This window comes from Streptomyces sp. HUAS YS2 (assembly GCF_033343995.1).
Classification (GTDB): Bacteria; Actinomycetota; Actinomycetes; order Streptomycetales; family Streptomycetaceae; genus Streptomyces; species Streptomyces solicathayae.
Window position 1 is genome coordinate 1964744 of record NZ_CP137573.1, and the last position, 14162, is coordinate 1978905.

Genomic DNA, 14162 nt, shown 5'->3' on the forward strand with positions numbered 1-14162 from the left:
TGCCACTTCATGGAATCTGCACCCCGCGGTAGTCGTCGAAGTCCGGGTCCGCCACGACCGAGGGGTCCAGGGTCTCGATGACCTGGAACGCCCGCTCGCAGTTCGACGTGTCGCGCAGCACGAAGAAGTCCGCCGCGCGCCGCTGGTACTCGGGTTCGACCTGGAAGCCGCGTTCGATCGAGGCGATGATCTCGTGCACCGCGTGGTCGACCGTGGCGCAGGCCGGCCCGAAGCCGTCCCGCCCCAGGTCGAAGTATCCACGCTTGTAGTGCTTGCTGTAGAACTCCTCGTCGTCGAAGTTCGTGTAGACGATCGGCTTGCCCATGTAGGCCACGTCGAAGAACACGGACGAGTAGTCGGTCACCAGCATCGAGCATTCTCGCATCGCCAGTTGGACGTCCCGGCCGGTGGTGGACACCGTGATGGACGGGTGGTCGATCTTGAAGTGCTTGAGGTACGGCCGGATCTCGTAGTGCGGCATGAACTCCAGCTCGACGCCGTAGTACTCCAGCGCCTTGAGCAGCCGCTCGTTGCGCAGCAGCGCGGAGAAGAACCGGTAGTACTGCGAGGCCGCGAACGGGATCTCCGGCTTGGCCGCCTTGTTGTACGAGGGGGCCACGATGTCGCGCCGCCAGGTCGGCATGACGAGCACCCGGCGGATGCCCGGGACCGGGTCCAGCGCGTCGTAGCGCGGCAGGCCGGTGGCCGCCACCCGGTCGTAGCCGTAGCCGCAGTGCTCGGCGAAGTAGGCGCGCTCGCTGCGGCCGGTGGTGAGCACCATGTCGACGTTGGTGGCCTGGGCGTGGATCGAGGCGACGACGTCGTTGTAGACGACGCCGTGCTGGAGGAAGACGCGCTTGTAGCGCAGCAGGTCGCCGTAGCCGCGCAGGAAGGCGCGCTTGTTCAGCCCCGGGAAGCCGAGGTAGGCCTCCAGGTCGTAGGCGTTGATCAGGCGTTCCGCGTGCAGCAGATAGGCCCGGTGCTTCCAGGAGAGCCGGTCGATCACGTGCCCGTACTGGGCGATCTTGTCCCAGTCCGCGGAGTTGCCGTTGATCGAGTAGTAGACCTTGCGGCGCGGGTGGTTCTGCCGGATCCACTTGAACAGGTGGTAGCTGTTGTCCTGTGCGGTGTCCTCGCGCTCACCGATGATCCAGATGCCGCGGCCGTGCAGCCTCGGGTACGTCAGCCAGTACATGAGGCGGGTGCGCCAGCCCGGCCGGCCCGGCAGCGAGTTGCGCAGCTCCCAGCGGAAGCGGCGACGCTTGTCCTTGCGGCGGGCGCGGAAACCCTGCACCCACCGGACCGACGGCGTCTCGTCGTCCGCGATGGAGAGCACGAAGCGGTCCTTGCCGCGGGTGTGCACGCCCTTGAAGCGGTGCAGCATCTGCCGGGTGGCCAGCGGGATGTCGTGGTGCCGGTCGTCCTCGTGGATGCGGATCGACAGGCGGAGGTCGGCGTTGGCGACGACGTCGAGCGCGTCCAGCCGGACCCGGGCGCGCCAGCCGGAGAACCAGTCCTGGTCCTTGCGGGTGCGCCAGCGGTCGCGCCGGTAGACCTGCTCGACGGGGGCCGAGGTCTCGCGCTCGCCGTCGGAGAAGACCAGCTGGACCCGGTTGGTGAACGGCTCGTTGATGTCGGTGGCCGCGAAGACCAGCAGGCCCTCGAACTCGATCTCGTCCCCGGACCAGTCGAAGGTCTCCAGGACGGCGCCGGTCTTCGGGACGCGGAGCAGCTGGGTCTGGACCGGGTCCCCGGCGATCTTCCGGAAGACGCCCTCGTCGTCGAGGAAGAGGGTCGGCAGGTAGTCAGGCTTGCTCAGCGGCTCGGCGAACAGGTCCAGGTTGTCGGTGACGATCGCGTGGTGCTGGAGCCGGGCCAGCGGCTGCACCGCGTACTGGAGGATGAGGTCGTCGGGGATCTGGGTGTAGATGGTGTGCAGCCACGGGAAGACGGCGGCGATCTCCGGCTTGCTCATGATGCGGTGCATGTTGCGCACGTACGGCTGGAGCGAGCGGACGACGAAGCGCTGGGCGAGCCGGACGGTGCGCTCCGGCATGTCCTTGACCGCGGTCAGCACGTGCGCGGTGAGCCGGACCAGTTCCTGGGTCTTGACCGGGTCGTTCCACGGCCGGTCGAAGAGCGAGCCCTGCAGCTCCTCGTCACGGGCGAAGAAGCGCGCGCCGCGGGCGACGGCGACCCGGCGGGAACGCAGCAGCGCGGGGACGGTGAACCAGTCGTCCTCGAAGCCTGGGCCGGGGCCGCAGCGGAAGCGGCGGTCGCGCACGTAGGAGGTCTTGAACAGCTTGGCGCCGAGGGCGGTGGAGAAGACCAGGTAGGGCGCGTCGTCGAGGTGACCGATCGGGTCGGAGTCCGTGAAGTACCGCCTCCACGGCTCGCCCTCGCTCTGGATGGGGCCGGGGAAGTTGTCGGCCTCGCCGACGACGACGTCGACACCGCCCTTCACGCGGTGGGCTGCGGCGAGCAGCCGGCCGACGGCGGCCTCGCCGAGGATGTCGCGGGCGCGCGCGAACATCACGTAGGGCGCGGTGACGTACTGCAGGCCGTTGTCGAAGGCGGAGCGCAGGCCGAGGCTGTTCTGGGTGACGATGCCGGTGTTGGGGTAGTACGCGGCGTACCCGGACAGCAGCTGGGGGGTGGTGTCGGTGGAGCCGTCGTCGACGAACACCACCTGGATGTCCTCGAAGCGGGCCTGCGCGGACAGCGAGGCGAGGAACTCCCGCAGGTTGTACTCGTCGTTGCGGCAGTGGACGACGATCGCGGCCGCGTAGCGGTCCTTCGGGAACGTGGGGGCGGCCGGCTCCCGGTCCTGCCACCACAGCCAGGGGGTGCCGCGCGGGAACGACTTGGCCTGGGCCTCGGCGGTCTGCGGGCGCAGGCCGAGGTTGCCGCTGACGGTCTCGTAGACCTCGTACGTGCCGGCCTCGGCGGTGTACCGCAGGTCCTCGGTGTCGACGCCGCTGATGTTCAGCGCCGTGGAGGCGCGCTCGCCCTCGTAGCGGAGCTGGACGAAGAAGTTCCAGTTGCCCGGGCGGTCGGCCTTGCCGAGCGTGTCGGCCAGGTCGAGGCTGGCGTGGTACCGGATCCAGTGCTCGTCGATCTCCACGCCGGAGACCGGGAAGTGGTGGTCGGCCTTGGTGCTGCGGCGGCGCAGCACGGCGACGAGTTCGACCTTGCCCTCGGGGTCGATCCGGCCGAACTGGTTGCGGATGGCGCCGGCGATGTGGAGCCGGTCGCCGTCGATCTCGACGCGGGACGCCTCGTTGTAGAGCCGGGCGTCGGCCAGCTTGGCGCCGGTGAGCTCCAGGTCGGTGACGTCGAGGAACGATTCCGCGCCGGCGCGGCCGAGCAGTGAGCCGGACCAGAACACCCGCCCGTCGCGCTCGACGATGTCGGAGCTGATCACGCTGCGGCGGCGCATGAAGTCGGACGCCGAGACGGCGATGTCGACGCGGCCGTGGATCAGGCCGAAGGCGCGCACCCGCTCCATGGGGCCGCACAGTTCGTAGGTCTGCGGGTCCAGGGAGGTCAGGTACGGCGCGACGGCGCGGACGAAGCCGTTGCGGTAGGCCTCGTCGCCGGTGCGCAGCTCCGGGGTGTAGAGCCGCAGGTCGTGGGAGAGGAACTTGGCGCCCTTGTGGGCGAGCAGGTCCTGGCGGCCGACACTGGCGAGGAAGCGGTCGGTGTACTGGTGGACCAGCACCCGGTCGCGGATGCTGCGCAGCTCGTGGCGGCGGTTGGTGATCGACGGCTGGTCGCTCTCGCGCTCCCACATCCACCGGTAGACCGGGGTGGCGAGGATGGTGAAGGACCGGGCGTAGAAGTTGGCGACCGTGGAGAAGTAGGTGTCCTCGAAGAAGACACCCTCGGGGAAGCGGATGCCGAAGTTGTCGAGGAAGTCGCGGCGGTAGAGCTTGCCGGCCGCGATCGGGTCGCTGAACAGCTCCGGCAGGGCGCCGAGGCCCTCGACGGTCTGGTCGGCCGCGTAGAGCTGCGGCTGCCAGACGGTGATCTCGTCGTTGACCGGGTTGATGCGCAGCGCGCGGCCGGCGGTGACGTCGGAGCCGGTGGTGAGCGCGGAGGAGAGCAGTTCCTCGACGGCCTTGAGCGGCAGCTCGTCGTCCGCGTCGAGGAACATCACGTACTGACCGGAGGCGGCCTCGATGCCGTTGTTGCGGGGCGCTCCGCAGCCGCCGCTGTTCTGCGGCCGTTCGATGACGCGCACCCGGGCGTCCTGCGCCGCGAACTGGCGGGCGGTGATCAGGGTGCCGTCGGCGGAGCAGTCGTCGACGACGAGGATCTCGACGTTGCGATGCGTCTGGGCGAGCGCGGACTGCAGCGCCCTGGCGAGCGTGGCGCTGGCGTTGTACGCGGGGACGACGACCGTGACGAGGTACTGGCTGATGTCGGGCGGGAAACTCATGGACGACCCTGCTCCGCATCGCGGCCGTAGCCGTACAGCGCCTGCATCGGGATCCTGGTGAGCTGCATGGTGTCCCGCGGGTCGCGTCCCTCCCCGTCCGCGTACGGGTGCGGCCAGGGCTGGAAGCCCGGGTCCTCGTCGGGGGCCGGTGCGGGGAAGCGCTCGTCGGCCCAGGCGGCCTGCTCCGGGTCCACGTCGTCCTCGCGGCGGCGGTGGCGGCCGGCCTTGAGGTGCGGGGAGATGTTGCCGGCGCGGCTGGGCACGCTGTCCGGGTCGAGCCGCTCCATGGTGCGGGTGAAGTCCCGGGTGGAGAGCCAGAACTTGAACATGATGACGAGCTCGAAGGCGCCGAGCAGGATCGCCGAGACCGCGGTGGTCATCAGGACGCGGCCGATCAGCGGGCCGACGATGAAGATGAACATCTGGAACTCGATGCCACTGATGAGGTGCGGCCGGATGCGGCTGCGCAGCAGCGCGTGCCGGACCCTGGCGTACCAGGGGAAGCGCTTGCGGAACTGCTGGTGCAGGTCGATGACCTCGGACGAGCCGGGCTGCGAGGCGGCCGCCTTGAGGTGGTCGGCCTCCATCAGGGGGTTCTCGCGGAGCAGGTCCTCCATGAAGACGACCTTCTGCTCCTCCTCGCTGACGCCCTGCTCGGCCTGCCGGGCCAGCGTGACCGCCTCGATCTTGGAGCGCATGGACATGCGCATCTTGTAGATCTGGAGGGCGTCGACGTAGCGGAGCATGTCGAGGAAGACCACGACGAGTGCGGCGAGCAGGAAGATCGGCTCGCCGGTGCGCAGGAACTGGCCGCCCATCAGGGCGAGGGCGCAGAACAGCACGCGGATGCGGTCGAACACGTAGTCGAGCCAGCCGCCGAAGACGGAGCCGTTGCCCTTGAGGCGGGCGAGCTTGCCGTCGATGCAGTCCAGGATGAAGCTGACGTGGTAGAGCGCGGCGCCGATGGCCAGGGACTGGTAGTCGCCCTTGAGGAAGAGCGCGGCCGAGCCGAGGCCCACGAAGAGGGCGGCCCAGGTGACGCGGTTCGGGGTGATCCAGTTGAACCGGGCGAACCAGCACACCAGCCGCGTGGCGACGGGGTCCACGAGGAGGACGGTCCACCAGGCGTCACGCTTCTTGCACGTGAGCTTCTGGACAGCCCTCAGAGACAGCTTGTGCATGGACCCCTCGTCGTCGACCCACGGAACACCTGGTGTGGCAGGACGACCCTTGGCCTGCGCACGAACCCCCGCATCCGGGGGCCGTACACTTTGCGCACACAGATCCTTCACCTGTGATTCGCATAAAGTGACTAGCCGACCTTAGCAAACTTGATCCACGATCAACAGTTCGACCCGGGCGCGCCGCGCCCTCGCCCAAGGCGCTACCGCACGGTCCGCGCGAGCATCAAATCGCTTGCCAGGGACCGAATTCCAGCCCTGCGACGTCCTCACGCTGACGGGCGATCCGGGGCACGCCGTCACTCCCCAGAGTGGCGACCGCCACGCGCCCCAGTCCGTCGAGCGCGACCGCCGGCGCCACCAGCGAGCGCTCGCCGGTCGGCGACCACCACACCCCGGTGTCGGGACGCCCGTCCGCGTGCGCGCCGACCGCCGGCACACCGTCGCGGCCGGGGCGCGCCATCACCGTGCAGCTCCAACCCTGGATCCCGGCCCCGGCGACACCCGTCACCGGGCCGCTGCCGTCGGCGCCGCCCAGGCTGATCGGCGCGTGCGCGCCCGGCTGCCAGACGCACAGCTCGTTGGTGGCCGCGTACCGGAACCGGACCGCCGCGGCCTCCGGGGCCGCCGCGATGCTGCCCGGCACCGCGCTCACCGGGATCGTCCGGTTCTCGGTCCAGGACCGCGACGCCGGATCGAAGTGCCAGTGCACGGCCTCCACGGAGTCCCGCCGCCGCGCCACCAGCTCGACGCCGCCGTCCCAGCCCGGGAAGACGGCCATCTCGTCGGCGACCCGCCGGCCGCGCAGGTGCTCCCAGGCCGTCCAGCGCCCGGCCGTGTCCTGCCGCCGGGTGCTGATGCTGCGTCCGATGTTGCGCACGAAGACGTGCAGGGTCCCGGCCGCGTCGAGCGCGGCCACCGGGAAGCCGACCTGGCGGGCCCGCTCCCACTCGCGGGCGTTCGGATTGCCGACCGGGTTCCACGGGCCGAGCGGCCTGCCGCTCTGGTACTGGACCGCCGTGACGACCTCCAGCTCACCGCCGTCCTGGCGCTCGGCGCGGCGCAGCCCGAAAAGCCGTACGTAACCGTCGGCGCCCTGCAGCACGGTCAGTCCGGGCATCAGCTCCGGCGTCTCGAGCAGTTCGGGACCGTCCCACCCCGGCCCGCCGGGCACGGACTCGGTCCAGCGCAGCACACCCGCCGCGGAGAGCAGGTGGACGGAGAGCCGGCCGTCCCGGCCGAGGGTGAGCCAGTTGCTCTGGCGGGGGTACCGGGACGCGGCCTCGAACGGCGCGCGCGGATCGGTGCCGGCGCGCCGGCAGTCCACGAACACCGGCTTGCCCGTGTACTCCTGGTAGGCGCGGGCCGCACGGAGCGCGGCACGGGCCGCCCGGCCGCGCGCCGGCGGCTCGACGACCGCGAACTTCCGCTCGCCGCCCTCCACCGCCGTGCTCACCGGGTCGGGGTCGAGCGTGCCGATCCGGGTCGGCCCGATGTCCAGGAACTCGTCGAACAGCAGGTCCTCGACCTCGTCGCCGCGGGCGTCCACCACGTACGGCTCGCCCATGATCCGGTGGCCGTGATCGCGGGCCACGGCCAGCGCCCGGCCGAGCGCCTCCAGCTCGCCCGCGGCACCGCGGTCGAGGCAGGTCACCGCGATCGGGGCGCCCGGAGGCTCCGCGCTCAGCAGCGGGATCGCGTCCGCCGGGGTGGCCACCACCAGCACGAGCGGGCCGGCGGCACCGGAGTGTGCGTCGCCGGCGGGACGCCCGGCCCGCGTCCGGCGACCGGAACCTCTCGCCATCCGACCCTCCCGCTGATGGACTGCCGTTCAACTCGACGTCGATCGTGCTTTCGATCGCGTAATCCCCGTAGACGATAAGCGTTCGTACGGCCGGCCGGGAAACCCGGGCTCAGTCGCACGCCTGTCTGGGCCTCCGCCTATACTTCACGGTCTACTGAGCCTGCGGATCCTGAGCCCCGGGGGGGTACAGGGTTCCCCGACGCCCGACCGGGCCATCAGATTCGAGGACTCACGCACCATGAGCCAGGACATACGCACGCCCGAAACCCGCAGCTCACGCGGGGATTCCGGACCGGAGGGCCGCGGCAGCCGCGGACGCGGCCGCAAGAAGCGGCGGACCGGGACGATCGTGCTGCTGGTCCTGCTGGCGCTGGTGCTCGCCGCCGGCGGCGGGCTGTACTGGATGTACAGCAGCCTGGACAGCAACATCAAGGGCGTCGACATCGACAAGGCGCTCGGTGACAACCGCCCGCAGAAGCTGCCGACCAGCGGCCAGAACCTGCTGGTGCTCGGTTCCGACTCGCGGGCCGGGGCCAACGGCGACCTGGCCGGCGGCAACGTGAGCGGCGCCCGGTCGGACACGGCGCTGGTCGTGCACATCCCCGAGGGGCGGACCGAGGCGGTCGCCATCAGCATCCCGCGCGACACCCTGGTCACCCGGCCCGAGTGCGTCCGCGAGAACGGCGACACCGCGCCCGGCGCGAAGCGCGTCATGTTCAACTCGGTGTACTCCCAGTACGGCCCGGCCTGTGTGGTCAAGACCGTCGAGGAGATGTCCGGCGTCCGGCTCGACCACTACCTGGAGATCAACTTCGCCGGGTTCAAGGACCTCGTGGACGCCATCGGCGGCGTCACCGTCGACGTGAAGCAGCCGATCAAGGACGGCGCGAGCGGGCTCGACCTGCAGGCCGGCCCGCAGAAGCTCGACGGCACCCAGTCCCTCGCCTACGTCCGCACCCGGCACGGCGTCGGCGACGGCAGCGACCTCGGCCGCATCGGCCTCCAGCAGCAGTTCCTGATGGCGCTGCTGAGCGAGGTCAAGAAGCAGGACCTGCTGGGCAGCCCGGCGAAGGCCTACAAGATCGCCGGCTCGGCGACCAAGGCGCTCACCACCGACTCCGAGCTCGCCTCCCTCAAGTCGCTCAGCGAGTTCGCCCAGAGCATGAACGGCGTCGACCCGCAGAACATGGAGACGATCATGCTGCCGGTCGCGTACGACAAGAAGGACCCGAACCGCGTCGTCGCCGCCGAGCCGAACGCCTCGACGCTGTGGAAGGCGATCCGCGAGGACGCCGAGATCCCCGCGTCCGCGAAGAAGTCCCCCGCCACCGGCGGCTGATCCACCCGGAGCGATACGCCGAAGGCCCCGGAACTCAACTCGAGTTCCGGGGCCTTCGCGCGTGTGCGGCCGGTGGGCGCGTCAGGCGCGCGTCCACTCCTCCAGGGCCAGGCCCGACTCGTCCTTCTGACGCGTCACGAGCAGCCCGCCGTCCTCGGCGATCGCCGCCAGGACGATGCGGCCGCGGCCGTCGAGGGCGAGCGCCGGGGCGCCCGTGACGACGGGGCCGGTCGGGGTCCAGCTGAGGCCGGCGTCCTCGTGCTCCGTCGGGTACGCGGCCAGGGCGACCCGGCCCGAGGCGTCCCGCTGCGCCAGCAGCGTGCAGTCCACGCCGTCGACCGGGGTGCGCAGCAGGGCGAGCGGGCCGGTGCCGGTCGCGCCGCCGAGGGAGCGGGGGCCGGCGCCCGGGCGCCAGGCCAGGACCTCGCCGGAGTGCGCGTCCCGCCAGAAGCGGGTCACCGTGTCCGAGCCGGTGCGCAGCGCGGTGAAGGTGCCGTCGGCGACCGCGGCCGTCAGGGCGTCGACCCGGGGGAACTCCGCGCCCCCGGTGTCCTGGCTCCAGCGCAGCACGTGCTCGGCGGACGGCGCGAACACGTCGACGTGGCCCGCCTCGTTGACGGTCACGGCGACCGTGCCGGTGACGTCGCTGCCCTTCAGGTCGGCCCACTTGGGCTGCCAGCGCACCGGGTTCTGGCTCCGGCCGCTGACGCCGCCACCCGCGTTGCGCAGCATGACGTGCAGCGATCCGGTGGCGTCGACGAAGGAGACCGGCACGCCCATCTCGGCGGCGAAGTGCTTGACCCGCGGGACGGTGTACGGGCTGGTCAGCGAGTGCCAGTCGCGCATCGGGCGGCCGGTCTGGTACTGGACCCCGTACAGGACGTCCACGTCGAGCAGTCCATCGGCGCCCGGCAGCCGGCGCAGGCCGGTGAGGTACACGTAGCCCTCGGTGCTCTGCACGATCGACAGGTAGGGCAGCAGTCCGGGCGCCGGAAGCAGGTCCGGGCCGTCCCAGCCGGGTCCGCCGGGCCGGGACTCGGTCCAGCGCAGCACGCCGCCGTCGACAGGGGAGTACGCGGTCAGCCGGCCGTCCTTGCCGCGCAGCAGCCAGTCGACCGTGGCCGGCAGGGGGGTGCTCATCGGCTCCCCGGGCCGCAGCGCGGCGGAGCGGGAGCCGGAGACGGCTCCCGGGAGGGCGTCGTCGGATCGCCGCGACTCGGACTTCCGACCCTGCGACCTGCGCGCGGACCACACCGCCATGGTCTGCCGACCACCTTCCCTGACACCCTTGAAATCCTGGCGACAATAACATTGGCACCATGCCCGAGCAGATTCGGCCCATGATCGTCGTCGACGGCGCGAACGTCGTCGGTTCCGTGCCCGACGGCTGGTGGCGGGACCGCCGCGGCGCTGCCGAGCGGCTGCGCGACCGGCTCGCCGGACGCGCGGCGGAGGGCTTCGCGGAGCTGCCCGGCCCGGTCGAGCTTGTGCTGGTCGTGGAGGGCGCGGCGCGCGGGGTGGCATCGGTGCCGGGGGTGCGGGTGGAGTCCGCGCCGGGCAGTGGCGACGACCTCGTCGTGGAGCTGGTGCGCGCGGCCCGGGAGACGGACGGCCGGCCGTGCGTCGTGGTCACGGCCGACCGGGAGCTGCGCGCTCGGGTGGAACGCCACGGCGCGCGGTGCCTGGGCCCGCGCGCCGTAAGAGACGTATGAAGGTGTGGTCCCGCCCGGCGGTCAGTACTCGGCCCCGCGGCCCAGCTGCCCGAGGCGGCTGTGGCCGCGGCCGTAGAGGAAGTACACGACGATGCCGATGACCATCCAGATGCCGAAGCGGAGCCAGGTCTCGCCCGGCAGGTTCAGCATCAGCCAGAGCGACGCGGCGATGGAGACGATCGGCAGCACCGGCACCCACGGGGTGCGGAAGGCGCGGTGCAGGTCGGGGCGGGTGCGGCGGAGCACCATCACGCCGGCGGCGACCATCACGAAGGCGAACAGGGTGCCGATGTTCACCAGCGTCGCCAGCTCGTTGATGCTGGTGAAGCCGGCCACGATGGCGATGATCACGCCGAGCAGGATGGTCGGCCGGTACGGGGTCTTGAACCTCGGGTGCGTGACGGAGAAGAACCGCGGCAGCAGCCCGTCGCGGCTCATCGCGAAGAACACCCGGGTCTGGCCGAGCAGCAGGATCAGACAGACCGTGGTGAGACCGACGGCGGCGCCGAAGCTGATCACGCCCGCGTAGAAGGGATGCCCGACGGACTTGAACGCGTCGGCGAGCGGCGCGCTGACGGACAGTTTCGTGTAGTGCTGCATACCGGTGACGACGAGGGCGACGGCCACGTACAGCACGGTGCAGATGAGGAGCGAACCGAGGATGCCGCGGGGCATGTCGCGCTGCGGCAGCTTGGTCTCCTCGGCGGCGGTGGCCACCACGTCGAAGCCGATGAAGGCGAAGAAGACGATGGAGGCGGCGGTGAAGATGCCCATCACGCCGAAGTTGGTGGGCTCGTACCCGAAGATCAGCTGGACCATCGGCGCGTCCTCCCAGCCGAGGCCGCCCTCCGGGGTCACCGCGTCCGGGATGAACGGCTTGTAGTTGTCGCCCACGATGAAGAACAGGCCCGCGATGATCACGATCATCACCACGGTGACCTTGATCGCGACGACCACCGCGGTGATCCGGGCGGACAGCTTCATGCCGAGCACGAGGACCGCGGTGAGCACCAGGACCAGCAGGAAGGCCAGGATGTCGAAGCTGCCGCCCGGCGCGTCCGGCCCTTCCAGCGCGGCCGGCAGATGCCAGTCGACGTTGTCCATCAGGGACCGTACGTACCCGGACCAGCCGACCGCGACGACCGCGGTGCCGAGTGCGAACTCCAGCACCAGGTCCCAGCCGATGATCCAGGCCGGCAGCTCGCCGATGGAGGCGTACGCGAAGGTGTACGCCGATCCGGCGACCGGGACGGTCGAGGCGAACTCGGCGTAGCACAGGGCCGCCAGGGCGCAGACGATGCCCGCGGCGACGAACGCCAATGCGGTGGCGGGTCCGGCGTTCTCCTTGGCCACCTTGCCGGTGAGCACGAAGATGCCGGTGCCGATGATGACACCGACGCCGAAAACGGTCAGGTCCCATGCGGACAGGGACTTCTTCAGTGCGTGCTCAGGCTCTTCGGTGTCCCGGATCGACTGCTCGACCGTCTTGGTCCGGAACAGCGACTCGTTCCCGTTCCCGTTGGACTGCTGGTCCACGCTCACCGGCGTACCTCCGTACCCATGGCCGTACGCCCATGATCGAGGCAGACACCGGTGCGCGCGCGCCGAGCTGAGGCCCATTCACACGAACGGACCGGTCGGAACGCCCCGGAGGGAGTCCGACCGGCCCAATCGGGGCGGGTGTCGCGGGTCAGTCGCGCGCGGGCTCCACGGCCGGAGCGGCGGCGCTGGTCTCGTACCTACCGTCGAGGCGGGAGACGAGGCCGGTGACCTGACGGGCGATGTCCGGGGCGGTCAGGCCGATCTCGGCCATGACCTCGGCGCGCGAGGCGTGGTCGAGGAACTGCGGCGGGATGCCGAAGTCGCGCAGCGGCACGTCCACGCCTGCGTCGCGCAGCGCCTGGGCGACGGCCGAGCCGACGCCGCCGACGCGGCTGTTGTCCTCGACGGTGACGACGACGCGGTGCCGCTCCGCGAGCGGGGCCATCGCCTCGTCGACCGGCTTGACCCAGCGGGGGTCGACGACGGTCGTCGAGATGCCCTGCTTGTCGAGCAGGTCGGCGATCTCCAGGCACATCGGCGCGAGGGCGCCGACCGAGACCAGGAGGACGTCGGGCTTGTCGCTGCCCGGCTCGCGCAGCACGTCCATCCCGCCGACGCGGCGCAGCGCCGGAACGGCCGGGCCGACGGCGCCCTTGGAGAAGCGGACGACGGTCGGGGCGTCGGTGACCTCGACGGCCTCGCGCAGCTGGGCGCGGACCTGGTCGGCGTCGCGCGGGGCGGCGAGCCGCAGGCCGGGCACGACCTGGAGGATCGACATGTCCCACATGCCGTTGTGGGAGGCGCCGTCGGTGCCGGTGACGCCGGCCCGGTCGAGCACGAAGGTCACGCCGCACTTGTGCAGCGCCACGTCCATCAGGACCTGGTCGAAGGCCCGGTTCAGGAAGGTGGCGTACACCGCGAAGACGGGGTGCAGGCCGCCGGTGGCGAGGCCGGCCGCGGAGACCGCGCCGTGCTGCTCGGCGATGCCGACGTCGTACACCCGCTCGGGGAAGGCCTTGGCGAACCGGTCCAGGCCGACCGGCTGGAGCATGGCCGCGGTGATCGCGACGATGTCCTCGCGCTCCTTGCCGAGCGCGACCATCTCCTCGGCGAAGACGCCGGTCCAGTCGGCGCCGGAGGCGGAGATCGGAAGGCCGGTGTCCGGGTGGATCTTGCCGACGGCGTGGAAGCGGTCGGCCTCGTCGGAGAGGGCGGGCTGGTAGCCGCGGCCCTTCTGGGTGATGCAGTGGACGATCACCGGGCCGCCGAAGCGCTTGGCGCGGGTGAGCGCGGACTCCAGGGCCTCGATGTCGTGGCCGTCGATCGGGCCGACGTACTTCAGGCCGAGATCCTCGAACATGCCCTGCGGGGCGATGAAGTCCTTCAGGCCCTTCTTGGCGCCGTGCAGGGTCTCGTACAGCGGCTTCCCGACGACCGGGGTGCGCTCCAGGATGTCCTTGCCGCGGGCGAGGAAGCGCTCGTAGCCGTCGGTGGTGCGCAGGGTGGCCAGGTGGTTGGCGAGGCCGCCGATGGTCGGGGCGTACGAGCGCTCGTTGTCGTTGACGACGATGACGAGCGGACGGTCCTTGGCCGCGGCGATGTTGTTCAGCGCCTCCCAGGCCATGCCGCCGGTCAGGGCTCCGTCGCCGATGACGGCGACGACGTGGTCGTCCTTCTTCAGGACCTCGTTCGCCTTGGCGAGGCCGTCGGCCCAGCCGAGGACCGTGGAGGCGTGCGAGTTCTCGATGACGTCGTGCTCGGACTCGGCCTGCGAGGGGTAGCCGGACAGGCCGCCCTTCATCTTGAGCTTCGAGAAGTCCTGACGGCCGGTGAGCAGCTTGTGCACGTAGCTCTGGTGGCCGGTGTCCCAGAGGACCTTGTCCTTCGGGGAGTCGAAGACCCGGTGCAGGGCGATGGTCAGCTCGACCACACCGAGGTTGGGGCCGAGGTGCCCGCCGGTCTTGGAGACGGCGTCCACGAGAAACGTCCTGACCTCCGCGGCCAGCTGGTCCAGCTGTTCCGGGGAGAGCCGGTCCAGATCGCGCGGGCCCTTGATACGGGTCAGCAGAGCCACCCGTGCCTCCTTGCGTTTTGAGCTGGTCGAGCTTGCCGATTTTGTCGAGTCTAATGTTCCGCCGGGGAC

General features: G+C 70.8%; 8 protein-coding genes. 2 read left to right on the forward strand and 6 right to left on the reverse strand.

Annotated elements, in window-relative coordinates; genetic code table 11:
- Positions 1–7: 7 nt before the first annotated feature.
- The 3 genes from R2D22_RS08925 to R2D22_RS08935 form a co-directional block, all read right to left on the reverse strand.
- On the reverse strand, positions 8–4441 hold the full coding sequence (locus R2D22_RS08925) for a bifunctional glycosyltransferase/CDP-glycerol:glycerophosphate glycerophosphotransferase (protein WP_318102475.1): 4434 nt from the start codon (positions 4439–4441) through the stop codon (positions 8–10).
- Complete coding sequence (locus R2D22_RS08930) at positions 4438–5622, reverse strand: CDP-alcohol phosphatidyltransferase family protein (RefSeq protein WP_318102477.1); 1185 nt, start codon at positions 5620–5622, stop codon at positions 4438–4440. Before R2D22_RS08930 ends, R2D22_RS08925 begins: the two co-directional genes overlap by 4 nt.
- Before the next feature lie 226 nt (positions 5623–5848).
- On the reverse strand, positions 5849–7426 hold the full coding sequence (locus R2D22_RS08935) for a PLL family lectin (protein WP_318102479.1): 1578 nt from the start codon (positions 7424–7426) through the stop codon (positions 5849–5851).
- A 238-nt stretch (positions 7427–7664) separates the two neighbouring features.
- On the opposite strand from R2D22_RS08935, the gene R2D22_RS08940 reads away from it, so the two are divergent.
- A complete protein-coding gene (locus R2D22_RS08940; protein WP_318102482.1) occupies positions 7665–8765 on the forward strand; it encodes an LCP family protein in 1101 nt (366 codons plus the stop codon).
- Between the two features lie 81 nt (positions 8766–8846).
- Here R2D22_RS08940 and R2D22_RS08945 read toward each other — a convergent pair whose 3' ends face one another.
- Positions 8847–9905, reverse strand: a complete 1059-nt coding sequence (locus R2D22_RS08945; RefSeq protein WP_318102484.1) for a PLL family lectin — start codon at positions 9903–9905, stop codon at positions 8847–8849.
- A 179-nt stretch (positions 9906–10084) separates the two neighbouring features.
- Here R2D22_RS08945 and R2D22_RS08950 point away from each other — a divergent pair, with 179 nt between their 5' ends.
- Complete coding sequence (locus R2D22_RS08950) at positions 10085–10477, forward strand: NTP pyrophosphohydrolase (RefSeq protein WP_318102486.1); 393 nt, start codon at positions 10085–10087, stop codon at positions 10475–10477.
- A 21-nt stretch (positions 10478–10498) separates the two neighbouring features.
- On the opposite strand, the gene R2D22_RS08955 is transcribed toward R2D22_RS08950, so the two are convergent.
- Both R2D22_RS08955 and dxs read right to left on the reverse strand, forming a co-directional pair.
- Complete coding sequence (locus R2D22_RS08955; protein WP_318102487.1) at positions 10499–12019, reverse strand: amino acid permease; 1521 nt, start codon at positions 12017–12019, stop codon at positions 10499–10501.
- Positions 12020–12167: 148 nt separating this feature from the next.
- Positions 12168–14093 carry a 1-deoxy-D-xylulose-5-phosphate synthase gene (gene dxs / locus R2D22_RS08960; protein WP_318102489.1) on the reverse strand — a complete coding sequence of 642 codons (1926 nt, stop codon included), beginning with the start codon at positions 14091–14093 and terminating at the stop codon, positions 12168–12170.
- Positions 14094–14162 lie beyond the last annotated feature (69 nt).